The organism is Trinickia sp. EG282A, from assembly GCF_040965455.1.
Classification (GTDB): domain Bacteria; phylum Pseudomonadota; class Gammaproteobacteria; order Burkholderiales; family Burkholderiaceae; genus Trinickia; species Trinickia symbiotica.
In genome coordinates this window covers 195,687-220,449 of record NZ_JBFRCC010000004.1, presented here as the reverse complement: position 1 = coordinate 220,449, position 24,763 = coordinate 195,687, and the positions used below count along the sequence as shown (strand labels likewise).

Below are 24,763 nucleotides of genomic sequence, written 5' to 3'. Positions count from 1 at the left end.
TGAAATGAATTGTTGAAATACGAGGCATTGTCGTGGTCAATCTAAGACGGATCGATCTCAATCTGCTGGCGACACTGGACGTCCTGCTGTCCGAGCACAACGTGACTCGCGCAGCCGAGCGCCTGAACCTCTCTCAGCCGTCGGTGAGCGTTCAACTCGCCAAGCTGCGCGAGATTTTCGGAGACCCGTTGCTGCTGCCGGGGCCGAGAGGAATGCGGCCTACCGCGCGAGGCGACGAGTTGCGCGAGCCGTTGCGGCAAGCGCTCGAGGCTTTGGAGCAAGCGGTGGCACCGGCAACCGCTTTCGACCCTGCCGGAGCCGATCACACGTGGCGTGTCGCGGCGACCGATTACACGGAGTCGACCATCGTGCTGCCGACGCTGAATGCGCTGCGCTCGGCCGCCCCACGTACGCGTCTGGCAGTGCTCGAGATGATCCCGTCACGGATAGCGAAGCAGGCAGAGCAAGGGGATATCGATCTCGCGTTTCATACGACGGACGGGTCGCCGTCCGCTTTGCGTCGCCGGGCGCTTTTTACGGAGCGTTACGTGCTCGTCGGCCGCGCAGGTCATCCGCGCCTGAAAAGGCGGCCGACGCTTGCGCAATTCCGCGCGCTCGAGCACGTAATCGTCTCGCCCGACGGCGGCGGGTTTTATGGCATCACTGACGAAGCGCTTGCGGAAGTCGGCCTGTCGCGACGTGTCGTGCTGTCCGTTCCGCATTTCCTGTTCGTCATGTCGGTGATCGCGAATACCGACCTCGTTGCCATGTTGCCGGAACGCCTCGTCCGGAACGTCAACGCGCTCGAAGTCGTGGAGTCGCCCATCGAGGTGCCCGGCTTCGAGATCTCGATGCTGTGGCACGAGCGCGCTCATCGAGACCGCGCGCATCAATGGTTGCGCGAGTGCATCGTTCAGTCGGTTTGACGGTGCGGCCGCACGGGCATTGTTCTTCATTTGAAAACGGTGAATTCATTCCGCGGCGATTGATGCGCGCCGTGAGATTCATAGACTAGAGGCAAGTGTTCGCTGATCTCAGCGTGCGGTGGAATTGAAGAAGGGAGCACAAGATGGACATTCTGGACTTGGCACGAAAATCGGGAATGACGGTTGTCCTCGAAGCGAAGATCGGCCGGCAGGAATATCAATCTGTGCATGGTTCGCTCGAGGCGCTCGAAGCGTTCGCGGAACTCGTGGCGACGGCTGTGCAAGACGAGCTTGCAGGGCAGGAAGCGTAGAAAGGAGAATGTAAGTGAAACGCGATTCTTTGGAAGTCTTGAGCAGCGCCGATCAAAGCTGCGTGAGCAACGAGGGCCGGCTAGCGGTGTCGTCGAACGCAATCTCGCGAAAAGCCGGTGAGCGGTCGAAGACGAGAAACTGGGCATGGGCCCACACCGCCGAGTCCTACGACTGGATGGATTGGCACAGCCCATCTTCGACCGGCGAGTTCTATCAGTGAGCTTTTCGAGCGCGTGGATGCTCGACGAGGCACGGCGCCCCAGGCGCGCAGTTTCATCGTTGACAGAACCGCAGTTGCCAATCTGGAGCAGCGGAGGCGCGCGCTACTCCGCCGATGCGGCGCGATCCAGCGACATCCCCGTCGGAAGGAACGTCTTCACGAACTGCGCCGGCGGCATCGGCCGCCCGAGCAGATATCCCTGAAGGGCGTCGCAGCCGAGCTGAGTCAAAAACGCCTGCTGCTCGCTTGTCTCCACGCCTTCGGCGACGATGTTGAGCTTCAGCGTTTGCCCGAGCGCGACGATCGCCGAAACGATCGCCGCATCCTCGCTATCGTGCTCCAGATCGCGCACGAATCCGCGATCGATCTTGAGTTCGGCGGCCGGCAGCCGCTTGAGGTAGAGCAGGCTGGAATATCCGGTGCCGAAATCGTCGATCGCAATGCGTACCCCCATCGCATGCAGCTCTTGCAAGATCGCGAGACTGGCGGCGGCGTCTCGCATCGCCGTCGTTTCCGTGATCTCGAGCGTCAACCGACGAGGCTCTAGCCCGTGGCGCGCGAGCGTGCCGCGCACGCACTCGACGAGTCCGGGATTTCCGAACTGCAAGGCGGATAAGTTGACGGCGATGCTCCAATCGCTCGCCAACGCCGGGTCGGCGCTGCACCATTGGGCCATTTGCCGGCACGCCTCGTCGAGCACCCATTCGCCGATCGGCACGATCGTGCCGGTGCGCTCCGCGAGCGGGATGAACTGATCCGGCATGACGAGCCCACGGGTCGGATGCGCCCAACGAACGAGCGCTTCGGCGCCCAAGAGCGGCCCACCGGGCGCGGCGAGCTTCGGCTGGTAATGGAGAACGAATTCGCCTCGCGAAAGCGCGAGGCGCAGGTCGTGCAGCAGTTGAAGCTGCTCGCGCGCATCGGCGTTCATCGACGTTTCGAAGAAGCAATAGCCGTTGCGCCCGAGGGCTTTCGCGTGATACATCGCGGCGTCTGCATGCGTGACGAGCGTATGCGGGTCGTCCCCGTCATCGGGAAAACAGGCGATCCCGATGCTTGCCGAGACGCGCAGATCCTGCCCGTCGATGAGATAGGAGTCGCTCAGCAGCGTGACCAGGTTGTCGGCGAGCGTTGCGGCATCCGTCGGCTCAATACCAGGCGCAAGCAGCACGAACTCGTCCCCGCCCATGCGCGCCACCGTATCCTCCGTGCGCGCGGCGCCTCGCAGCCGCTTCGACGCTTCCACGAGCAGCGCATCTCCGACGGGATGCCCAAACACGTCGTTGATGGCCTTGAATCCGTCGAGATCGAGGTACATCAGCGCAAATCGCCGGCGCGATTGCCTGGCGCTGGCGATGGCCTGCTCGAGCCGGTCTTCGAGCAGGATCCGATTGGGCAACTGGGTCAGGCGGTCATGCAGCGCGAGAAACGTCAGTTCGGCATTGGCTTGCGCGAGCGAGGCGGCCAGCACCGCGGTTCTCGATTCCAGCCGCATGTCGAGGACGGAGACGATCAATGCGACCGCGAGCGCGGCCACACTCGCCACGATGATCGCGAGCGCGACCCAACCGGTGTCGATGCCGCCGCGCGCAGCGCCGCATACGGATCCGACAGGAAAATGCGCGGCGGCCATCCCCGTGTAGTGCATACCGGTGATCGCAACGCCCATCACGACGCCGGCGCCCATCTGCGCAAACGGCCGTCGCGTCGCCTGGCGGCGCAGATGGAAGGTGATCCAGAGCGCTGCGCCCGAGGCCGCCACCGCGATGACCACCGACAGCGCGAGCAGCAGCGGGTCATATTGGAGGGCAGGCGTCATCTGCATGGCCGCCATTCCGGTGTAATGCATGCCGGCCACGGCGATGCCCATCACGAGCGCGCCGCAAGCGAGCCGCGCGTATGGCAAGTTCGATTGCGTGACGAGCCATAGCGCGAAACCGGATGCCGCGATGGCAATCAGCAAGGAAAGCAGCGTAATTTCCGGATCGTAGCCGACCGGAATCGGCAAGCTGAAAGCGAGCATGCCGATGAAATGCATCGACCAGATCCCGGCCCCCATCGCGCAGGCGCCGCCCGCCAGCCAAAGGCGCGCGATGCGGCCTCGTGCGGTCGCGATCCGGCCTGACAGGTTGAGCGCGGTATAGGACGTGAAGATCGCGACCGCGAGCGAGAAGAAGACGAGCAAATTGTCATACGTTGTTGGGTACATCGATCTCATCCTTTCCGCTGGTCCCATCTGCGCTACGCGAAACGCCAACCCCTGCCGCTCTATCGGCATGCGTCCGCCATTCTGAACTATCTGAACCGCCAACCACCGAAAAAAATGACTTCGCCCGTTCGCGGTGGCGGCCCGAACAACGTGTCATGGCGTACGCAGACGTCTGGGCACTGGATTTGTAGGACTACTACGGATTCGGTTTTCAGCGCGCGCAAGGATGGCCCTCCGACCCCGACTGTGCTAGCATCCCATGCTCAATCCAACGACAGCTCGCCCAAGTAACGAGCGACCAAGCACGACGCCACGGCAGGAGAGGACCGAAGAGGAAACTCGCGGCAATAAATAAATCACCAATGCCGCTCACAAACAACTCCCGTTTTCAAAAGGAGCGCTAGTGAGCCGTCTAGTCGTAGTGTCGAATCGTGTAGCGGATCCGCGCAAGGCCGCGGCAGGTGGACTGGCCGTAGCGATCAGAGACGGCCTTCAGCAAACGGGCGGTATCTGGTTCGGCTGGAGCGGCAAGACTGTGGATGCCTCCGTTGCGAGCAGTCACAACGGCGTCCATACGCAGACGGTCGGCAAAGTGCAGCTGGTCACCGTCGACCTCAGTCAGCAGGACTACGAAACGTATTACCTCGGCTACGCGAACAACGTGCTGTGGCCGGTGTTTCACTATCGTCTCGACGTCGCGCAGTTCGACGTGCGTTTCGGCAGCGGTTACCGCCGTGTCAATCAGCTGTTCGCGCAGCGCCTTTTCCCGTTGCTCGAGCCGGGCGACATCGTCTGGGTCCACGACTATCACCTTATCCCGCTCGCCGCCGAGCTGCGGGCGATGGGATGCCGCAACCCGATCGGGTTCTTTCTGCACATTCCCGTGCCGCCCCCGCCGCTCTTGGCCGCGATCCCCGAGCACGAGTGGCTGGTCCGCTCGCTCTTCGCCTACGACCTCGTCGGTCTGCAAACCGAGGCCGATATGCGGCACTTGTTCGACTACGCCCACTGGGAACTGGGGGCGGAGCGGCTGACGGACGGCTATCTGCGGGCGTTCAATCGGACGCTGCGCGTCGCCGCGTTCCCGATCGGTATCGACGTGGGCGAATTCGCGGCGATGGCCGACGCCCGCGAGGGCGTCGACATGTTCTCGCGAATGCGCGCCGAGTACTCTCGGCGGCAGCTGCTGCTCGGCGTGGACCGGCTCGATTATTCGAAGGGATTGCCGCAGCGCATACGCGCTATGCGCTATTTGCTGGAGCACTATCCGGAAAACCGCAAGCGTGCAACGCTGATTCAAATCGCGGCGCCGAGTCGAGAGGACCTCGGAGCCTACGACGATTTACGTCGGCAGATGGATAGCCTCTGCGGTGCAATCAACGGGGACTACGGCGAGCTCGACTGGATGCCGGTGCGCTACATCCATCGCAACGTCGCGCGCAGGCGCTTGCCGGGCCTTTATCGTGCAAGCCGCGTCGCGCTCGTGACGCCATTGCGCGATGGCATGAATCTCGTCGCCAAGGAGTTTCTCGCGGCTCAGGATCCGGAGGATCCCGGTGTTCTCGTGCTCTCGCGCTTCGCCGGCGCGGCCGAGCATCTGAAACAGGCGTTGCTCGTGAACCCGTACGATGCGCACGGCGCCGCTGAGGCGATTCAGCGCGCGCTGACCATGCCGCTCGGCGAACGCGTCGAGCGGCATTCGGCACTGATGGCAACGATCCGCAAGTACGACGTCCATTGGTGGCGCAAGGCCTTCATCGAGATGTTGGAAGAGTCCGTTCGCGAGACCGGCTGATGCGCGAAACGTGCGAGCCATGGCTTGTCTTGGTTTCTTGTTGCATCGCGGCACGCGAGCGCGTCGACACTATCGCCCGCATAGAAAATGCCAATTGGGGAACGTGCCCCCGACCTTCTAGATTAGAAAAGGCAGCGCTTGCTCGACGCTGGCGCCGCTTCTCGCGCGACGTTTTTCCGCAAACCCGAACAGATGGCCGGGCGTGCCGTGCCTTCGCGACGTGTCCCGGCCCACGAAGGAGGATGAGATGGCGCAGTTGAAGGGCTCCAAGACGGAAGACAACCTGAAGGCCGCGTTCGCCGGTGAGTCTCAAGCCAATCGGCGGTACCTCTATTTCGCGGCCAAGGCCGACGTCGAGGGGCAAAACGATGTTGCGGCATTGTTCCGCTCTACGGCCGAAGGCGAGACAGGCCATGCCCACGGCCATCTGGAGTACCTCGAGGCGGTGGGAGATCCGGCCACGGGTCTGCCGTTCGGCAGTTCACGGCAGAATCTGCAATCGGCCATCGCCGGTGAAACGCACGAGTACACGGACATGTACCCCGGCATGGCGAAGACCGCTCGCGAAGAAGGCTTCGACGAAATCGCGAACTGGTTCGAGACGCTAGCCAAGGCCGAGCGCAGTCACGCAAACCGCTATACGAAGGCGCTCGAGGCGCTGAACGACTGAAAGAAGCCGTCGAGGACGTACTCGCCGGTCTCGGCGAGGCGTTCTCGCCGCTTGTCCGCTGCTCGGCTCCGCGAGATCGGCTGATTGCATTGCATCTATCCTGCGCGGCAGCGGTCGAGCGAGTTCCTACGAACGGCCGTCACAACGAGTCCTCGCAGGTAGTGCGTCCCCACGGAGGAGCGCCGACTCATGCCCCACAAAGAAGGCAGCCTTGAAGCGCCGACTCGCCATCCGCTCGATTGGCGCTCCGAGACGTTTTATGACCAGAACGCCATCGACCACGAGCTCGCCCGCGTCTTCGACATATGCGCGGGATGTAGGCGCTGTGTATCGTTGTGCGGCGCGTTCCCGACGCTGTTCGATCTCGTCGATGAGACCGACAGCGGCGAGGCGCACGACGTCGATAAGCAGTCCTACGCGAATGTGGTAGACCAGTGCTACCTGTGCGACCTCTGTTACATGACGAAATGTCCGTACGTGCCGCCGCACCCGTGGAACGTCGACTTTCCGCATCTGATGCTGCGCGCGAAGGCGGCCCGCTATAAGCGAGGCGAAGTGGCGTTGCGCGACAAGGTGCTTTCGAACACCGATGCGCTCGGCCATTTCGCGGGAATTCCGATCGTCACGCAGACCGTGAACCGGGTGAATCGCACGAAGGCAGCCCGCAGCATGATGGAATCGGCACTCGGCGTGGATCGCGAAGCCTGGTTGCCGGCGTTCGCCCCGCGCAAGTTTCGCCGCTCGGCGAAATCATCACCGCAGCTACCCGTGCGCGACGGTGAGCGGACGCCGGGAAAGGTCGCGATCTACGCGACCTGCTACGTCAATTTCAACGAGCCCGGCATCGGACACGACCTGCTCGCATTGCTGACGCACAACGAGATTCCCTATGTGCTCGTGGCGAGCGAAGCGTGCTGCGGGATGCCGCTGCTCGAGCAAGGCAACCTCGAAGGCGTGGCCGCGAAAAAGGAAAAGAACATGCCGGTGCTCATGCGGTATGCGCGCGAAGGATACGCGTTGATGGGGGCGATACCGAGCTGCGTCCTGATGTACAAGCATGAGTTGCCGCTGATGTTCCCCGAAGACGAGGATGTGCGCGCGGTGAGCGAAGCATTCTGGGACCCGTTCGAATACTTCGTCTCGCGTCACCGCGACGGTCTGCTGAAGACCGATTTCAAGCGGGCGCTCGGCAAGATTTCGTATCACGTGCCGTGTCACGGCCGCGTGCAGAACCTGGGCCGCAAGACGTTCGATGCGCTTTCTCTCGTACCAGGAACGGAAGTGAAAGTCGTCGAGCGTTGTTCGGGGCACGCGGGAACGTTCGGCGTGAAGAAGGAGTTTCACCGGACCGCGATGAAGATTGGAACCCCCGTCTTCAAAGCGATGGCCGAGGGCGAACCTGCGTTCATCGCGTCCGATTGCCAGCTCGCGGGGCACCACATCGAGCAGGGAATCGAGGAAGCAGGGCTGCGAGAAGCGCAGCTCGCGCATCCGCTGACGCTGCTTCGCAGAGCTTATGACATCTGAGCGAATGCTTTTTATGAAGGCGATTCCATGACGATTTCCCGCAATTCATTGATGACGCTCGAGGCTTATGCCAAAGCAAGAAAAGCAATGCGCGAGCAGGTGATCGAGCATAAAAAGGATCGCGTCGTGCAGCTCGGGAATCATTTGACGCTGCTGTTCGAGGACGACATCACGATTCGCTACCAGATTCAAGAAATGTTGCATATTGAAAAGATTTTCGACGAGGAAGGCATACAAGGTGAGCTCGATGCCTACCTGCCGCTGCTTCCCGATGGCAGCAATCTGAAGGCGACGATGCAAATCGAGTACGAGAACGAAATTGAGCGCCGCGCGGCATTGCGGCGGCTGATCGGCATAGAGGATCACGTATTCCTGCAAGTCGAAGGCGAGTCGCCCATCTATGCCGTCGCCGATGAAGATCTGGAGCGCGAAAACGAAGAAAAGACTTCGGCCGTCCATTTCCTGCGCTTCGAGCTCTCGCCAGAGATGCGGGCGCGCTTGCGCGACGGAGCGCGTCTTTTCGCTGGTTGCGATCACGCCAACTATCCGTCGCCGGTCAAGGAAATCGAGCCGCGCGTTCGCGCATCTCTGGTCAAAGATCTCCGCTAGCGCTAGAGCGGTAATCGTCCGAGGCGCCTTTTCTTACATTTATATTACAGTGCGAAAATAATTCCGCCTCGCCGGGAAATAATACCGGATCCGAGTCGCCGCGAATTGCATTAAGGTTTCGATATTTGCATTGCATGCATTGTTTGCACTTCTGCTAAGAGATGGTGCATTCGGCATTTGCGCACACGCAAAAATATTCTAAGATAGCGACTCGTTGTTCTTTCCGACAGGGCATAGCATCGATACGCCGTCGGCGCCGGCACCGGCCCGACGAGTATCCCGCGGCCGGAAAGAGTATTAAGCCGTGTGCAGGCTCGATTGGTATGTTTTCTGCACACTTTTTCCATGCACGAGCGAGACCGCCTTTTCTGCTTCAACGGAGGGCAAAACCGCACTGCCGCTGTGCGGATTTGGTCGCTGTCACAAAAACAAAAATATTTTGTGCAACCTGCGGCTTTGGCGTTGGACGGAACGCCCAAGCCAAGCGTCGCAGCCAGGCCAGGCTGCGTGGAGAAAAATATGTTCGAAGATTTGAACGACGATGAGTGGGCGCGCATCGCTCCGCTTGCGGCCGATGAGCCTGTCCATCCGCATCGACGCGGGCGGCCTCGCGCCGAAACGCGAATCGTGGCCAACGCGGTGCTCTGGATTCTGACGACGGGGGAGCGCTGGTCGAAGTTGCCGGCGCGCTATCCGTCGGGGCCCACGTGCCGGCGCCGTTTCGACGAATGGCTTGCCGACGGCACGCTGATCGAGATCGTCAAGATCCTCTCGGAGGGCGGGCGCGTCTTCACGTACGTGCCGCAACCTCAACCCGTTGCGCCGGAGCCGCCGAAGCAGATGCCGGCTCCTGAATCGCCGCGTTTGCGCGGCGTGTTCTGGACCAATCCTGAATCGTGGCAGCAGGCGGCGGGGGCGTGCTCGTATCGCGCGGGCGATTTGCCGATCGCGTCCTCGCGGACACTTCACAATTCGGGCAGCGCGCATCCGCCGATGCGTGAATTTGCGCCTCATGGCGCGCCCGCGATCAGCGTCGCGGAGATCCACAAGCGGAGTGACGACTATTGCGGCTATACGATTCACGCGATCGCGCAGCCGGCGACGAGGCAAATGACACTCTCATACCGTGCCTCGGCGGAGATCGTGAAAGACGGCAAGCGGGTCGAGCGGTCCGGTCTCATCGGGCCGCCTTTCCCCGATCATGAGGGCGCGCAACGACACGCGCTCGAATGGGCGCGCGATTGGATCGATCGGCGTACCAGCGCTGTCGCTGTCATGACGAGCGCGGGCGCCGATGCGAATGCCGCGTTCCCGGCGGAGAGAGCCGAGGGGGGCGCTGAACCCGCGCCGAGGGCCGCGACGATCGCGGATTTGGCGGCGGTGGGCACCGTGGGCGAGCTCGGGGCGGACTCTGCGGAACGCCAGGCGAATTGGCTGCTGCATCAGGACGGCCGGGGCGACTCAAAGCCGCCCGAGGTCGTTTATCACGCTTAGTGGTCGGAACGAGTCAGACTTCGACGTAGCGGCGCTTGTCCAATCGCGGCCGATCGGCCAAGCGCCGCATGTCTGGCAGCCGTCGTGCAAGCCGGCGACTCAACTTCGTCCATAGGTATCGTCGAACCGCACGATATCGTCTTCGCCGAGGTACGCGCCGGATTGCACTTCGACGATCTCGAGCGGCAGCTTGCCTGGGTTTTCCAGTCGGTGCGAAACGCCGAGGGGAATGTAGGTCGATTCGTTTTCCGAAAGCAGGAACGTCTCTTCGCCGCGCGTGACGCGAGCCGTGCCGCGCACGACGATCCAATGCTCCGCGCGATGATGATGCATTTGCAGCGAGAGCTGTGCGCCGGGCTTGACGACGATACGCTTCACCTGGAACCGCTCACCGGTATCGATCGAGTCGTAGTACCCCCACGGGCGATGAACCTTGCGGTGGTTCGCGGCTTCGGCGCCATGCTCCGCCTTGAGTCGCGAGACGACCTTTTTCACGTCCTGTACGCGGGACTTATCCGCGACGAGCACAGCATCGGCCGTTTCCACGACGACGAGATCGCGGGTGCCGACGCAAGCGATCAGCCTCCCTTCGGAATGCGCGAGCGTCGATTGGGTGTCCTCCAACAGGACGCGCCCGCGCACGACGTTGCCGCTGGCGTCCTTTCGCGAGATCTGCCATATCGCGTCCCAGGAGCCTACGTCGGACCAGCCGGCCTCGAGCGGCACGGCCACGCCGCCACGCAACGTGTCGTCGCTGGAGAGCCGCTCCATCACCGCATAATCGATCGAGTTCGAAGGCGATGCGGCGAACGCCTCGCGATCGAGGCGGAAGAAATCGCCGTCGAGCGTGCCGTGCGAATGTGCGTTGACACAGGCTTCGTACATCGCGGGCTCCAGACGGTCGACCGCGTGCAGCCATGTCGAGGCGCGCACGACGAAAATGCCGCTGTTCCACCAATACTCGCCCGAGGCGAGGTATTGCTGCGCGAGCTCCAGATGCGGCTTTTCGACGAAGCGCGCGAGCCGCCGGGCCGCGTGAGCGGAGCGGTCTGAGCCGTCTTCGCCGTCCGCTGCGAGCGGTTCGCCGAGCCGCAGATACCCATAGCCGGTCTCCGCGTGCGTCGGCACGATGCCGAGCGTGGCAATCATCCCGTCCGCCGCGTGGCGAATTCCGGCAACGACGGCCGCATGAAAGCGAGCCGCGTCGGCAACGGCATGATCGGCGGGCATCGCGACGAGCACCGCGTCGGAGTCGGCCCCGCCTCGAGCCAATGCGTCGAGCGCGGCGATCGTGAGCGCGGGTGCCGTATCTCGTCCAATCGGTTCGAGCACGATGCGCGCGCGCACTCCGCTCGCGCGCAATTGCTCGGCGGTCGTGAAACGATGTTCGTCGCCGCAGACGACGGTCACTTCATCGGCGAATGGCAGGTCGCTCACGAGGCCCTGGAGGCGGCGCGCCGTCGATTGCAGAAGCGATTCGTCGCCGAGCAATTCGATCAATTGCTTCGGATAGAGCTCGCGCGACATGGGCCACAGGCGCGTGCCCGATCCGCCCGCGAGAATGACCGGATGAACCTTGTATCGCGTCTGCACGCTTGCGGTCGGCTCCGGCGGGGTCGAGGCTTTGCGCTGCCGTCGCTTGTGAGGCAGCGAACGAATCTCGGCGTAGGGGCTATTCATCTTCGCTCCTCGGCGTAGTGATGACGTACCGCTCAGTGTCGCAAGAAGTAAATCGACAATAAAAGCGGCGCGCTCGGCGGCAGCCGTTAGCGCGACTAAGGAAACTCACCGAAGGGCTGGGCAAGGTCCCAGGGCACGCGTCAGCCAGCAACAAAAAATCAAAAAATAATCCGGTAAACCCCGCTGAAATTTTTTCGAATATTCGTCGGCTTGCCGTTCGCTTTTTGATAGCGCTTCATGGATACCCATGAATAGATGCGTCAAATCGAGGTGTTGCGATGCTGGGCCTTCTCTCGCGGTTGATCGACGTCGCGCTGGTGAGCGTTGCGGCGTGTGCGGCGGGCGCGCTGCACGCCGGGCGTCCGGTTTGGCTCAGCGATACGCAGAGCATTGCGGTGGCATTCGACGCCATGCTCGTCGTCGCCTTCTTTCCTGCCTTCGGCATTTATGGCTCATGGCGGGGCAAGCCGCTCGGCGACCTCCTTTGGCGAACGGCGCTTGCCTGGCTCGTCGTGGAAGCCGCGGGCGTGTTGATGAGCTTCAGCGTGCATCGTGTCGACGCGCTTTCGCGCACGTGGCTCGCACTCTGGGCGTGCTCGGCGATCTCGATGCTGCTCGGCGCCAAAGTGCTCGTCTACACGATGCTCAAACGGTTGCGCCGCCACGGCTTCAATCGGAAGTCCGTCGCGATTGTCGGCAGCGGACCTTACGCGACGTCGCTGATCGAGCGAATGAATGCGCATCCCGAGGCGGGCTTCTGGCCTGTTTGCGTCTTCGACGACGAGGACGGCGCGCAGGGTGACGGTGCATCGCAATCGCGGCGCGAGAGTATCGGTGCAATCGAGGGGGTGCCGCTCAGGCGCGACTTCGACGAGCTCCTGGCGCTCGTGAGGCGTCGATCGATTCGCGAGCTGTGGCTGGCGTTGCCAATGTCGCGCGAGCCCATGGTTCATCGGATCGTGACGGCGTTCAGACACGACTTCGTGAACATTCGCTTCATCCCCGACGTGAGCAGCCTGACGCTGTTGAATCAGGAGGTGGTCGATCTGCTCGGCGTACCGGCGATCAATCTCGTCGCCTCGCCGGTGGGCGAGGTGCGCGCGTTGCCGAAGCTCGTCTTCGATCGGCTTTTCGCATTCGCCGCGCTCGTCGCGCTGGCGCCGCTCATGCTCGTCATCGCCATTGCGGTGAAGCTGTCGTCGCCGGGCCCGGTGTTTTTTCGCCAGAGGCGCCTCGGCGCGGACGGCAAGGCGTTCGAGATCTACAAGTTCCGCACGATGAAGGTGCACGCGGAGAGCTCGGGGCGCATCACGCAGGCGACGCGCCGCGATCCACGCGTGACGCGCGTGGGCCGCTTTCTGCGGCGCACGAGCCTCGACGAATTGCCGCAGTTCATCAACGTTCTGAAGGGCGAGATGTCGGTGGTCGGACCACGGCCGCATGCGCTCGAACACGACGATCTCTACAAGGATCTCGTGAACGGCTACATGTTTCGTTATCGGATCAAGCCAGGCATCACGGGCTGGGCGCAGATCCACGGCTTTCGCGGCGAAACCGATCGCATCGAGAAGATGAGCGGGCGCGTCAAGCTCGATCTCTACTACATCCAGAACTGGACGTTCTGGTTCGACATCAAAATCGTCGTCCTTACATTCTGGAAGGGATTTGCCGGCAGCAACGCTTATTGAACGAAACCGCTGCGGGAACGCGAGGCCTTTCCGCTTAACCCCCGCTATGGCTCATCTTATCGAGGGCATCGAAACATGAACGTGACCATCATCGGCTGCGGCTACGTAGGTCTTGTGACGGGCGCATGCCTGGCGGACATCGGCAACGACGTCTGCTGCTACGACGTCGACGCAAACCGGGTCGCCACGCTCGAGCAGGGCGGCATGCCCATTCACGAACCGGGCTTGCGCGAGATCGTCGCGCGCAATCGTGGCGCGGGGCGGCTTACGTTCACGACGCAAGTGCGAGCCGCCATCGAGCACGGGGACATCGTGTTCATCGCCGTCGGAACGCCGAGCGGCGAGGATGGCTCCGCCGATCTGCAATACGTGCTCGCGGCCGCGAAAGAGATTGGACGCTATATGGCCCGCTTCACCGTTGTGGTCGACAAATCGACGGTGCCCGTGGGCACGGCCGAACGCGTGCGGGCAACGATTGCCGAGCAATTGGCGCTGCGCGGCTCAGATGCGTTGTTCTCGGTCGTCTCCAATCCCGAGTTCCTGAAGGAAGGCGCGGCCATCGACGACTTCACGCGCCCGGAGCGGATCGTGCTCGGCTGCGACGACGACGCGCTCGGTGAACGCGCGCGCGAGCTGATGAAACGCCTTTACGCACCATTCAATCGCAATCACGAGCGGACGCTGCATATGGATGTGCGTTCGGCCGAGTTCACGAAGTATGCGGCGAACGCGATGCTCGCCACGCGCATCTCGTTCATGAACGAGCTCGCCAATCTCGCCGAGCGCGTCGGTGCCGATATCGATGCGGTGCGGCGCGGCATCGGCTCGGACTCGCGCATCGGTTATCACTTTCTTTACGCGGGATGCGGATACGGCGGCTCGTGCTTTCCCAAGGACGTTCATGCGCTCATGCGCACGGCGCATGAAAACGAGCAGGAATTGCGCATCCTGCAGGCCGTGTCCGCCGTCAATGCGGCGCAAAAGCAGGTGCTGGCCCGCAAGATCGTCGCGCGCTTCGGCGACGACTTGAACGGGAGATCGTTCGGAGTCTGGGGGCTGGCGTTCAAACCGGAAACCGACGATATGCGCGAGGCGCCGAGCCGTGTGCTGATCGCGACTCTGCTCGAGCACGGCGCGCGCGTGGCAGCCTATGACCCCGTTGCCCTCGAGGAAGCCAAGCGTGCGTTCGCGGCGGATTTGCACTCGAAGCCCGAGGCGCTGTCACGGCTCACCCTCGTCGACGATCAGATGGAAGCGGCCGAGGGCGCCGATGCGCTCGTCGTGCTCACGGAATGGAAGGCCTTCAAGAGCCCCGACTTCGCGGGGCTCACACGAGTGCTCAAGCATCCGATCGTCTTCGATGGACGCAATCTCTACGAGCCGCTCGCCTTGGCCGAAGCCGGCATCGAGTACCACTCGATCGGGCGGCCCGGCGCGTCATGGACCGCCGCGAGATCGAAGCGCCCCGGTGGCCCTGTGCCGGCCTTTTCCGCCTGACTTCTTGCCTCGATCGTCCATGACTCGACGCTTTCTACTCCCGGTCCTTACCGCAGGCTTCGTATCCTGGCTCACGGCCTGTTCCGCGCTGCCAGGCTATTCGCTCGACAGGTCGCATATGCAGGAGGTGAACCAGCCGGCGAACGAAGAGATGTACGACGTGCACCGGATCACGGCCCAAGTCATTGCCAAACTGGCCGCAGACGCGGCGCAGACGCAGCAGCCGTTGCCCGAGTCTCGGTTTTCCAGCGCATCGCAGTACGTCTATCACATCGGGCCTCAGGATATTCTAGGCATCACCGTCTGGGACCATCCGGAGCTGACCACGCCGCAAGGCACGACGTTCTCGACGGGGGGGAACACGACACAAACGATCGCGGGCGCGCTGGCGCAGCCCTACACGACGGCGCTGCCCGGCCAAGCGGACCCGTACGGACAGACGGTTGCCGCCGACGGCACCATCTTCTTCCCGTTCGTCGGACGCGTTCACGTTGCCGGCAAGACGCCGCAGCAGGTCCGCGACCAGCTCGCCGCGGCGCTCGAGCCGTATCTGCACAAGCCGCAACTCGATGTGCGCGTGCTCGCCTATCGCAGTCAGCGCGTGCAGGTGACCGGCGATGTCAAGTCGCCGGGCCCGCTCGCAATCACCGACGTGCCCCTGACGCTCGTCGACGCGATCACGCGCTCGGGCGGCTCGACCGATAACGCGGATCTTCAGCGTGTGCGGCTGATGCGTCATAAACGTTTCTATCAGCTCGATGCGAACGGGCTGCTCGATCGCGGCGACATATCTCAGGACGTGATGCTCGAGGACGGGGACATCATCAACGTTCCCGATCGCTCGGACAGCCGCGTATTCGTGCTCGGCGAAGTGAAGGTGCCCACCGCCGTCCAGCTGATCCGGGGGTCGCTGACGATCGCGGACTCCCTGACCAGCGCGGGCGGCATTCTCGATACGGACGCGAATCCACGGCAGGTGTATGTGATTCGCGGCATGAGCTCGCGTCCGGACGCTCCCGACATCTATCGGCTCGACATGACGCAGCCCGATGCGTTGCTGCTGTCGACGCAGTTCCGATTGCAGCCGTTCGATGTCGTCTACGTTGGCACGGCCAGCGCGGTGCAGTTCAACCGGCTGATCCAGCAGGTGCTGCCGACGCTGGAGACCATTGTTTTGACGAGACAGCTCACGCGGTGATGCTATGAAGACGACTCCTATCGTGCCCCCATCGATCGCGGCGCTGCCGCCGGCTGTGTTTCAGTCCGACGAGGAGGACGTTGTCCTCGGGCAACTGCTGCGCGTCGTGCTCGACGACATCTGGTGGTTGATCGGCATCGCCGCGGCGGTCGTCGCGATGGCGGGGCTCTACTGCTTTCTCGCCAGCCCGACCTATTCGGCCGACGCGCACGTGCGCGTGGAAGCGCCGAGCAATGCCACGCAGGGCCTGCAGACGCAAAACGGCAGTGGGGCGGGCGGCGGCAGTTCGACCACGCTCCCCACCGATGCCGAGATTGAAATCATCAAGAGCCGCGGTGTCGTCGCGCCCGTCGTCGAGCAATACAAGCTCAACTTCTCGGTGACGCCGAAGACTGTACCGCTCATCGGCAGTCTCGCGCAAAAGCTCGCCACGCCGGGTATCCCGTCGCGGCCATGGCTCGGGTTGTCGTCGTACGCATGGGGCGGCGAGATCGCGGACGTCGACGCTTTGCAGGTGACGCCCGCTCTCGAAGGCAAGAAGCTCACGATGACGGCGTTGGGCGGCGATCGTTATGCGCTGCGCGACCCGAACGGAAATCTGCTCATCGACGGCCGTGTGGGCCAAACGGAATCGGGGGGCGGCGTGACAATTTTCGTGAAGCGGCTGGTGGCACGTGCGGGTACGCGCTTCAACGTAGTGCGCTGGAACGATCTTGACGCGATCACCGGCTTTCAGTTGGCGCTCGATGTCGAAGAGCAGGGCAAGCAGACAGGCGTGATCGAGATCGCGCTACAGAACAAGGATCCCGCTCGCGCGGCCGAGCTCGCCAATGCGGTGACGCAGTCGTATCTGCGGGAGTACACGAGCGCGCGGCAGGCCGAGGCGACGAAGATGCTCGACTTCCTGAAAAGCGAGGAGCCGCGCATGAAGGCCGATCTCGAGCGCGCAGAGACGAAGCTGTCCTCGTATCAGCAGAAGGCCGGGTCGATCAATCCGAGCGAGGAAGCGAAGGCTTATCTCGAGGGCAGCATTCAGTACGATCAGCAAATCTCTGCGATGCAACTGCAGATCGCGGCGCTGAAGCAGCGCTACGGCCCGAGCCATCCCGCGATCCTGGCGGCGCAGCAGCAACTCGGCAGGCTCGAGTCCGATCGCAATGCTTTCTCCGAACGCTTTCGCAATCTGCCGAGCTCCGAGGTGAAGGGGGTCGCGCTGCAACGCGACGCGAAGGTCGCCGAGGACATCTATGAGCTGTTGCTGAACCGGATCCAGGAGCTCTCGGTGCAAAAAGCCGGCACCGGCGGCAATGTGCATCTCGTCGATGCGGCATTGCGCCCGGGCGATCCCATCAAGCCGAAGAAGGTGTTGATTCTGTCGGCCGCGACGATGCTCGGGCTCATCGCGGGCACGGGCTTCGTGTTCGTGCGCCGTAACATGCTGAAGGGCATCGAGGACCCAGAGCGCGTCGAGCGCAGTGCGGGATTGCCGCTCTACGGTCTGGTGCCGGCGAGCCACGAGGCGGAGCGGCTCGATGCAGCTTATGCGCGCAGTCGCAAGCTCGGCCCAAGGCCGATACTTGCGCTCGCTCGCCCGAACGATCCCTGCATCGAAAGTCTGCGCAGCTTGCGCACCTCGATTCAGTTCGCGCTCGCGGAGGCCAACAACAACGTGATGGTGTTGACGGGGCCGTCTCCGCGCATCGGCAAGACATTCATGACGGCGAACCTGGCCGTGCTCTTTGCCGATTCGGGCAGGCGTGTGCTCGCGATCGATGGCGATATGCGCCGCGGCACATTGCACGAGTATTTCGGCGGCCTGTCCGAGGGCGGCCTTTCCGAGCTATTGGCCGGCGGGATTGCGCTCGATGAGGCGATTCGCTCGACAGCCGTCGGCACGCTCGATTTCATCGCGTCGGGCGCGCATCCGAGCAACCCTTCGGAACTTCTGATGTCGCCGCGGCTACGTCAGTACCTCGACGCGCTCGCGAAGCGCTATGACGTGATCCTGATCGATACGCCGCCGTTGCTCGCGGTCACGGATGCCTCGGTCGTCGCGGCGCTGGCGGGCAGCTCGTTCGTCGTCCTTCGCTCGGGCATGCATGCCGAGGCGGACATCGCAGCGTCGTTGAAGCGCCTCGCGACAGCGGGCGTGCGTGTGCAAGGCGGCATCTTCAATGCAGTGCCATATCGCTCTCATGCGCTCTCGCGCGCGGGGTATGCAGCGGTTCGCGATTATCTCAACGCTTGAACGACCGCGGCCAGATCCCGCGGATCGCACAAAAACCGGAGCACTCATGAAGTTGACGGTCCTCGTTCCCACGTATCGGCGCCCGGATGATCTCGCCCGCTGCTTGAACGCGCTATCGCGGCAGACGCGTCGGCCCGATCAGGTGCTCGTGGTCTTGCGTCCCGACGACTACGCGAGCCAGGCCGTCTTGATGGACCCCACTTTGCGGGGCGCGCTCGCCCTCGATTGCGTGACGATCGAAGTGGCCGGGCAGGTCGCGGCGCTGAACCGCGGACTCGATGCGGCGGCGGGCGACATCATCGCGATCACCGATGACGATGCAGCCCCGCGGCCCGACTGGCTCGAACGGATCGCGGCGGCGTTCACGGCCGATGCGCGCCTTGGGGCGCTCGGCGGTCGGGACTGGGTCCACGAGCGCGGGCTTGTGCTCGACGCCTCGAGGACGTGCGTGGGGAAGCTCCGTGCGTCGGGCAAGGTCATCGGCAATCATCACCTCGGGGTGGGCGAGGCTCGCGAAGTCGACGTGCTCAAGGGCGCGAACATGAGCTATCGGCGCGCCGCCATTGCCGGCATTCGCTTCGACGAGCGGCTGCGCGGCGGCGGTGCCCAGGTTCACAACGACATGGCGTTCAGCCTGCGCGTGAAGCGCGCCGGCTGGAAGCTCGTCTACGACCCCCTGGTCGCCGTCGACCATTACCCCGCGCCGCGGATTCGCGACAGCCAGCGCGATGCCCAGTCGACGACCGCGATACGCAACGCGGCGTACAACCTCCATCTGACGTTGCGCGAGTATTTGCCACCGCTGCGCCGGGGCATCGCGTGGTGGTGGTACATGCTCGTCGGCACGCGCGTGTACCCGGGGCTTCTTCATCCGCTGCTCGCGCTCGCATCGAGGAACCGTGCGGCCGTGCGTGAGCGATGGCGCGCGGCGCGGCTCGGCGCGAACGATGCGCGCAGGGTGACGCGGTGACGGCGCTTCTCGCTTCCGCGCGTGCGAGCGCTGGGCTGGGTCGGCTGGCTCGATCCGATCCGAAGCACTGGTTGCCGCAGGCGCTGTTGTCCTTGGCGACGGCGATGCTTTGCGCCGCGCATCAGGGCACGCTGCTCACGCTCGCATTCCCCGCGCTCGCGACGCTCGTCGGATTGTGGCTGTTTTTCATGAGCCCGGCGCGCTACGTCGGGTTCGTCTGGTGGATGTGGTTTCTGAGCCCCGAAGTACGACGCTTCGCGGACTACGTCAAAGGCGCTTACACGCCGACGAGCCTCATCCAGATCGCGCCGGTGGCGGTAACGATGATCTGCGGGATCGGCCTCGTACGGCGCTATCGCCTGCTCGGCACGTGGCGCGGCTTGCCGATTCTGTTGATCCTCGTCGCGATCGGTTACGCCTACATCGTCGGCATCGGTTCGAGCGGACCGCTCGCGGCCACCTACGACCTCGCGAACTGGCTCTACCCGGTGCTGGTGGCACTGCACATCATCGCGCATTCTCGCGACTATCCGCAGTACCGTGACGCCATCGTCTCGACGTTCGTCTGGGGGATGCTCGTCATGGGCATCTACGGCGCGGTGCAGTTCTTCTTCATGCCGGCCTGGGACGCGATGTGGATGATCGGCTCGCAAATGAATTCCGAAGGCGACCCGGTCCGCATGGGCGTGCGCGTTTTCAGCACGATGAATTCGTCGGGCCCCTTCGCGTTCGCGATGATGGGTGCGCTCGTCCTCGTGCCGGCGGCAACGCAGCGTTTCCGCTGGGTGGCGGCCGCGGCGGGATTTGCGGCGTTCGGCCTTTCGCTCGTGCGCTCGACATGGGGAGGCTGGATCATCGCGCTCGTCATCCAGCTCGCGAAATCGAGCAACCGCGTGCGCGTTCGCACGATACTCGGTCTGGCCGTGCTGGCTGGCCTGTCACTGCCGCTTCTCGCGGTCGGGCCTGTCGCCGAGCGTCTGTCCGCGCGTTTGCAGACAGTCTCGAACCTCGACAACGATCAAAGCTACGCGGCGCGCAATCAGTTCTACGCGACGTTCGCCGAAACCGCGTTCACGAACGTGGCCGGAACGGGGCTCGGGGCGACGGGAACATCGACGAAGCTGAGCCAGCCCGGCAACGGCAGTCAGCTCGGCAAGTACGGCAACTTCGACAGCGGCGTCATGAACATTCCATTCGTGCTCGGCTGGCCCGGCACGCTCCTCTATCTCTGCGGCATCGGCTGGCTGCTTGCGCGCGCGATACGGGCTTCCTTTTCGCTCGGGGACGACAAGTTTTCGTCGGCGTGCCTCGCGCTCGCCTGCTCTGTCTTCGCGATGCTGGTGTTCACGAACTCGTTCGTCAGTACGGGCGGGTTGCTGCTCTACACGAGCATGGCCTCGTTGATTGCCGGTGCGCACTGGCAAAAACTGCGGGCGCGCGAACTCCGCGAGCACGCCGCTGCTTTGCTTGCTCCCCCCTCAGTCGACGAGGCATCCCGTACATGAAGATCGCGATCGTCACGCACGCTGTCCGTCACAACGACGGACAGGGGCGCGTCAATTACGAAGTCGCCGTTGCCGCGCTCGCGCAAGGGTGCGAGGTCACGCTCGTCGCGTCGCAGGTGTCGCCTGCGCTGCTCGCCGATCCACGCGTACGCTGGGTGCCGATTCGTATCCCGCGTGCATGGCCGACGAATCTGTTGCGTCATCAGCTCTTCGCGATCAAGAGCGCCGCCTGGCTTCGGAAGCACCACCGTGAGTACGACGTGCTTCACGTCAACGGGTTCATCTCCTGGGTCCGTGCCGACGTCAATACCGCTCACTTCGTGCACGGCGGATGGATGAGGAGTCCTTACTATCCGTACGGGCTGACGCGGGGCCTGCATTCGGCCTATCAGTATGTCTACACGCGCGTGAATGCTCGGCTCGAGCGCTGGGCGTACCGTCGATCGCTCGTCGTGGCGGCGGTGTCGCAGAAAGTGGCTGCCGAGCTGAGGGAGACGGGCATAACGGCGGAGAAGATCGAAGTGGTTCACAACGGCGTCGACACGCGGGCGTTTGCCGAGGCGAGCGGCACGAGGTCCGCTTTCGGTTTGGCCGACGACGGGTTCCTGCTGCTCTTTGCCGGAGACCTGCGCACGCCGCGCAAGAACCTCGGCACCGTGTTGCGTGCACTGCCGCGCCTGCCGCCCCATGTCCATGTGGTAGTCGCGGGGAGCGTGAAGGGCAGTCCCTATCCGGACGAAGCGCATGCGCTCGGCGTCGCCGGCCGCGTTCATTTTCTGGACTTCGTCGAGAACGTCCCGGCGCTCATGCACTGCGTCGACGCCTATGTATTCCCGTCGCGCTACGAAGCGATGAGCCTGTCGTTGCTGGAGGCAATGGCGGCCGGGCTGCCCGTCGTGACGGCGCGCACCGCGGGCGGCGCGGAAATCATCGATCCCGAGTGCGGAATCGTGCTCGATGATCCCGACGATGTGGACGCGCTCGCCGGTGCAGTCGGCCGGCTCGCCGGCGACGAACGGCTGCGTTGCGCGATGGGCGCGGCGGCGAGCCGGGTGGCACAACGGTTTGGCTGGGAGCGGATGGGCGCGCAATACATGGAGATCTATCGACGCGTGGTGCGTTTCAAATCGGACCAAGTAGGAGAGCGGGTGGGTTCGACGGACCGTTGGATGCAGATGGAAGGGGGCGAGACCGAATGAAAATCGAAAGGATCGAGATGGGCCGAGGCGCCCTCAAGTCACTGCAGATCGGCATGCACTGGTTTCCCGAGCGAGCCGGTGGGCTCGATCGGATGTACTACTCGCTCGTGCGTGCGCTGCCCGGCGCCGGGGTGGCGGTGCGCGGCATGGTGGCGGGCTCGCCGCGTGTCGCGCACGACACCGACGGCGCCATTCACGGCTTCGGGCCTGCGGCGCAAGCGCTGCCGCTGCGCCTGATGGCCGCGCGCCGCGCGGTGGCCAAGGCGATTCGCGTAGAGCGCCCCGACGTGATTTCGTCGCACTTCGCGCTCTACACGTGGCCGGGGCTCGATGTCACGCGCGACATCGCGCAAGTCTCGCATTTCCAGGGGCCTTGGGCCGACGAGAGCGGCGTGGAAGGCGCGGCGACGCTGGGGCAACGCGCGAAGCATTGGGTCGAGCGCAGCGTCTATGCGCGCTCGACGCGCTTCATCGTTCTTTCCGCTGCGTTTGGTCGGATCCTGACGTCGCGCTACGGCGTGTCGCCCGAACGCGTGCGCGTCGTGCCGGGCTGCGTCGATGTCGCGCGCTTCGATATCGACACGCCCGGCTGGAGCGCACGGCAGCGTTTGCAATTGCCGCAGAACCGGCCGATCGTGCTCACCGTGCGCCGGCTGGTGCGGCGCATGGGGCTCGAGGACCTCATCGATGCGATGGCGCTGCTCAAGAAGCGCCGCGGCTCCGATGCAATGCTGCTGATCGCGGGCAAAGGCCGGCTCGCCGACGAGTTGCAGCGGCGCATCGTCGAAAAAGGGCTCGAGAACGACGTCAAGCTGCTCGGATTCGTGCCCGACGAGCGATTGCCGGAGCTCTATCGCGCCGCGACGATCAGCGTCGTGCCGACGGTGGCGCTCGAAGGATTCGGGCTGATCACGGCCGAATCGCTCGCGGCGGGCACGCCGGTGCTCGTCACGCCCGTTGGCGGGCTCCCCGAAGCCGTGGAAGGGCTCTCACGCGATCTGGTTTTGCCGGCCACGGGAGCCGAGGCGCTGGCCGATGGGATAGCTTCGGCGCTCGCTGGCGGCTTGCGTATGCCCGGCGCGCAAGCGTGCCGCGATTTCGCGCGCGCCAACTTCGACAACGCGGTCATTGCACGGCGCGTGGCGGAGGTCTACCGGGAAGCGGTCGCGCAAGGGTCGGTTTGAGCCGTTCGAACCGGGATGGGCGAACAAATCGTGCACCGCAGCGGTGCGCGACGCGAAATTCAGTACCCCTGAAAATCGGCATTCCTGACGGTATGGTGGCGTGCCGCTTTCGATGGCCTTTTGCCAACGCGTGTATCATCGCACCCGCATCGCTCTATCCTTACGCCGTCCCCATTTTCAATGTCAGTCGCCGAACTCAAGCGCCGCCGCACGTTCGCGGTCATTTCACATCCCGATGCGGGTAAAACCACGCTCACCGAAAAGCTGCTGCTGTTTTCGGGGGCGATTCAAATCGCCGGTACCGTCAAGGGCCGCAAGAGCGGCCGCTATGCGACCTCGGACTGGATGGAAATCGAAAAGCAGCGCGGCATTTCGGTGGCGAGCTCGGTCATGCAGTTCGAGTATGGCGATGCCGTCATCAACCTGCTCGATACGCCGGGCCACGAGGACTTCTCCGAGGATACCTACCGCGTGCTGACCGCTGTCGACGCGGCGGTGATGGTGATCGACGGCGCGAACGGCGTCGAGGCGCAAACGCTGAAGCTGCTCGAGGTCTGCCGCAGCCGCCGCACGCCGATCGTCACGTTCATCAACAAGCTCGATCGTGAAGTGCGCGAGCCGCTCGACCTGCTCGACGAAATCGAGCGCCATCTCGGCGTGGCGGCGGTGCCGTTCACGTGGCCCATCGGCATGGGCAAGGACTTCAAGGGCGTCTATGACATTCAGCACGATCAAGTCCGCGTGTTTCGCGCCGGCGACGATACGGCGAACGGGGTCGTGGAGACGTTGTCGTCGATCGACGACGAGGAAGGCGAGCGACGTTTCGGCTTTCCCTGGAAGCGAGCGAAAGACGAGATCGAGCTGATCGGCGCGGCAACGCCCGATTTCGATCGCGAGGCGTTTCTTGCCGGCGAACAGTCGCCCGTGCTGTTCGGCTCGGCCATCAACAATTTCGGCGTGAAGGAAATTCTCGACGCGCTCGTCGATCTCGCGCCGCCCCCTTCGATGCGGATGGCAGTGGAGCGGCCGGTGCTGCCCGACGAGCCCAAATTCACGGGTGTCGTCTTCAAAGTTCAGGCGAATATGGACTTGGCGCATCGGGACCGCGTCGCGTTCATTCGTGTCTGCTCGGGTCGCTTCGAACGAGGCATGGCGATCAAGGTGACGCGCTCCGGCAAGACGTTTCGCGCGAACAACGTCGTGACGTTCCTCTCGCAGCGCCGCGAGACCGTGAGCGAAGCGTATGCGGGCGACATCATCGGCATTCCCAATCATGGCACGCTGAGTCTCGGGGACACGCTGACCGAGGGCGAGCAGCTTCAGTTCGTCGGCTTGCCGTTCTTTGCGCCCGAGATTTTCCAGACGATCGAAGTCGTCGATCCAATGCGCGCGAAGCAGCTCGGCGAAGCGCTCAAGCAGCTCGGCGAAGAAGGCGCGATTCAGGTGTTCCGTCCGACGCACGGCGGGCTGACGATTCTCGGTGCCGTCGGTCAGCTGCAATTCGAAGTGGTTTCACATAGGCTTTCGGCTGAATACAAGGTCGACGTGCGAATCATGCCCGCACGGTATCGGATGTCGCGTTGGGTGACCTGTGACGACGCGGCCGAGTTGCGGCGGTTCATGGATGCCTATTCGGTGCGCATTGCGCTGGACGCCTCGAATGCGCCGACGTATCTCGCTTCGCACATCTCGGAGATCGAGGTGGCGCAGAAGGCGTGGCCTAAGATCGTGTTCAACGAGTTGCGCGAGCGATCGGGCGCGCCGTTCAAAAAGGCGATGTAGCCGTTCGCCGCATGGCGCGTCAACAATGCGGGCGAATCGGACCAATGACA

General features: G+C 63.5%; 19 protein-coding genes. 17 read left to right on the top strand and 2 right to left on the bottom strand.

From position 1 onward, the window contains the following. The first annotated feature begins 32 nt into the window (after positions 1 to 32). The 3 genes from AB4Y31_RS20275 (at position 33) to AB4Y31_RS20265 (ending at position 1,458) form a co-directional block, all read left to right on the top strand. Positions 33 to 926, top strand: a complete 894-nt coding sequence (locus AB4Y31_RS20275; RefSeq protein WP_368675490.1) for a LysR family transcriptional regulator — start codon at positions 33 to 35, stop codon at positions 924 to 926. A gap of 143 nt (positions 927 to 1,069) precedes the next feature. Further along, positions 1,070 to 1,237 carry a hypothetical protein gene (locus AB4Y31_RS20270; RefSeq protein WP_018440098.1) on the top strand — a complete coding sequence of 56 codons (168 nt, stop codon included), beginning with the start codon at positions 1,070 to 1,072 and terminating at the stop codon, positions 1,235 to 1,237. Between the two features lie 14 nt (positions 1,238 to 1,251). Then, the gene (locus AB4Y31_RS20265) at positions 1,252 to 1,458 is read left to right on the top strand and encodes a hypothetical protein (RefSeq protein WP_368675489.1); all 207 of its coding nucleotides are present in this window, start codon (positions 1,252 to 1,254) and stop codon (positions 1,456 to 1,458) included. Positions 1,459 to 1,561: 103 nt separating this feature from the next. On the opposite strand, the gene AB4Y31_RS20260 is transcribed toward AB4Y31_RS20265, so the two are convergent. Then, positions 1,562 to 3,667, bottom strand: a complete 2,106-nt coding sequence (locus tag AB4Y31_RS20260; RefSeq protein ID WP_368675488.1) for a putative bifunctional diguanylate cyclase/phosphodiesterase — start codon at positions 3,665 to 3,667, stop codon at positions 1,562 to 1,564. Positions 3,668 to 4,070: 403 nt separating this feature from the next. On the opposite strand from AB4Y31_RS20260, the gene AB4Y31_RS20255 reads away from it, so the two are divergent. The 5 genes from AB4Y31_RS20255 (at position 4,071) to AB4Y31_RS20235 (ending at position 9,762) form a co-directional block, all read left to right on the top strand. Further along, on the top strand, positions 4,071 to 5,462 hold the full coding sequence (locus AB4Y31_RS20255; RefSeq protein ID WP_368675487.1) for a trehalose-6-phosphate synthase: 1,392 nt from the start codon (positions 4,071 to 4,073) through the stop codon (positions 5,460 to 5,462). A gap of 247 nt (positions 5,463 to 5,709) precedes the next feature. After that, entirely contained in the window at positions 5,710 to 6,132 is a 423-nt protein-coding gene (locus AB4Y31_RS20250; RefSeq protein WP_018440094.1) for a rubrerythrin family protein, read from the top strand. A gap of 189 nt (positions 6,133 to 6,321) precedes the next feature. Then, the gene (locus tag AB4Y31_RS20245) at positions 6,322 to 7,659 is read left to right on the top strand and encodes a heterodisulfide reductase-related iron-sulfur binding cluster (protein ID WP_368675486.1); all 1,338 of its coding nucleotides are present in this window, start codon (positions 6,322 to 6,324) and stop codon (positions 7,657 to 7,659) included. A gap of 27 nt (positions 7,660 to 7,686) precedes the next feature. Continuing rightward, positions 7,687 to 8,268 carry a DUF3501 family protein gene (locus AB4Y31_RS20240; RefSeq protein WP_368675485.1) on the top strand — a complete coding sequence of 194 codons (582 nt, stop codon included), beginning with the start codon at positions 7,687 to 7,689 and terminating at the stop codon, positions 8,266 to 8,268. Positions 8,269 to 8,787: 519 nt separating this feature from the next. Beyond that, positions 8,788 to 9,762 carry a transposase gene (locus tag AB4Y31_RS20235; protein ID WP_368675484.1) on the top strand — a complete coding sequence of 325 codons (975 nt, stop codon included), beginning with the start codon at positions 8,788 to 8,790 and terminating at the stop codon, positions 9,760 to 9,762. Positions 9,763 to 9,861: 99 nt separating this feature from the next. Here AB4Y31_RS20235 and AB4Y31_RS20230 read toward each other — a convergent pair whose 3' ends face one another. Further along, a complete protein-coding gene (locus tag AB4Y31_RS20230) occupies positions 9,862 to 11,442 on the bottom strand; it encodes a mannose-1-phosphate guanylyltransferase/mannose-6-phosphate isomerase (protein WP_368675483.1) in 1,581 nt (526 codons plus the stop codon). Positions 11,443 to 11,720: 278 nt separating this feature from the next. On the opposite strand from AB4Y31_RS20230, the gene AB4Y31_RS20225 reads away from it, so the two are divergent. The 9 genes from AB4Y31_RS20225 to AB4Y31_RS20185 all read left to right on the top strand — a co-directional run bounded on the left by AB4Y31_RS20225 (position 11,721) and on the right by AB4Y31_RS20185 (position 24,713). Continuing rightward, on the top strand, positions 11,721 to 13,130 hold the full coding sequence (locus AB4Y31_RS20225; protein ID WP_368675482.1) for an undecaprenyl-phosphate glucose phosphotransferase: 1,410 nt from the start codon (positions 11,721 to 11,723) through the stop codon (positions 13,128 to 13,130). Between the two features lie 75 nt (positions 13,131 to 13,205). After that, positions 13,206 to 14,627, top strand: a complete 1,422-nt coding sequence (locus AB4Y31_RS20220) for a UDP-glucose/GDP-mannose dehydrogenase family protein (RefSeq protein WP_368675481.1) — start codon at positions 13,206 to 13,208, stop codon at positions 14,625 to 14,627. Positions 14,628 to 14,646: 19 nt separating this feature from the next. Then, on the top strand, positions 14,647 to 15,825 hold the full coding sequence (locus tag AB4Y31_RS20215) for a polysaccharide biosynthesis/export family protein (protein WP_368675480.1): 1,179 nt from the start codon (positions 14,647 to 14,649) through the stop codon (positions 15,823 to 15,825). Positions 15,826 to 15,829: 4 nt separating this feature from the next. Next, positions 15,830 to 18,073 carry a polysaccharide biosynthesis tyrosine autokinase gene (locus AB4Y31_RS20210; RefSeq protein ID WP_368675479.1) on the top strand — a complete coding sequence of 748 codons (2,244 nt, stop codon included), beginning with the start codon at positions 15,830 to 15,832 and terminating at the stop codon, positions 18,071 to 18,073. 46 nt (positions 18,074 to 18,119) lie between these two features. Further along, entirely contained in the window at positions 18,120 to 19,043 is a 924-nt protein-coding gene (locus AB4Y31_RS20205) for a glycosyltransferase family 2 protein (protein WP_368675478.1), read from the top strand. Beyond that, the gene (locus AB4Y31_RS20200; RefSeq protein WP_368675477.1) at positions 18,992 to 20,548 is read left to right on the top strand and encodes a glucose-6-phosphate isomerase; all 1,557 of its coding nucleotides are present in this window, start codon (positions 18,992 to 18,994) and stop codon (positions 20,546 to 20,548) included. Before AB4Y31_RS20205 ends, AB4Y31_RS20200 begins: the two co-directional genes overlap by 52 nt. Beyond that, positions 20,545 to 21,747, top strand: coding sequence for a glycosyltransferase family 4 protein (locus AB4Y31_RS20195; RefSeq protein WP_368675476.1), 1,203 nt, complete (start codon positions 20,545 to 20,547; stop codon positions 21,745 to 21,747). The genes AB4Y31_RS20200 and AB4Y31_RS20195 overlap by 4 nt, the downstream gene beginning before the upstream one ends. A gap of 17 nt (positions 21,748 to 21,764) precedes the next feature. Beyond that, positions 21,765 to 22,931 (top strand): glycosyltransferase family 4 protein, encoded by a 1,167-nt coding sequence (locus AB4Y31_RS20190; RefSeq protein ID WP_368675922.1) that lies wholly within the window; start codon positions 21,765 to 21,767, stop codon positions 22,929 to 22,931. 180 nt (positions 22,932 to 23,111) lie between these two features. Further along, the gene (locus AB4Y31_RS20185) at positions 23,112 to 24,713 is read left to right on the top strand and encodes a peptide chain release factor 3 (RefSeq protein WP_368675475.1); all 1,602 of its coding nucleotides are present in this window, start codon (positions 23,112 to 23,114) and stop codon (positions 24,711 to 24,713) included. Positions 24,714 to 24,763 lie beyond the last annotated feature (50 nt).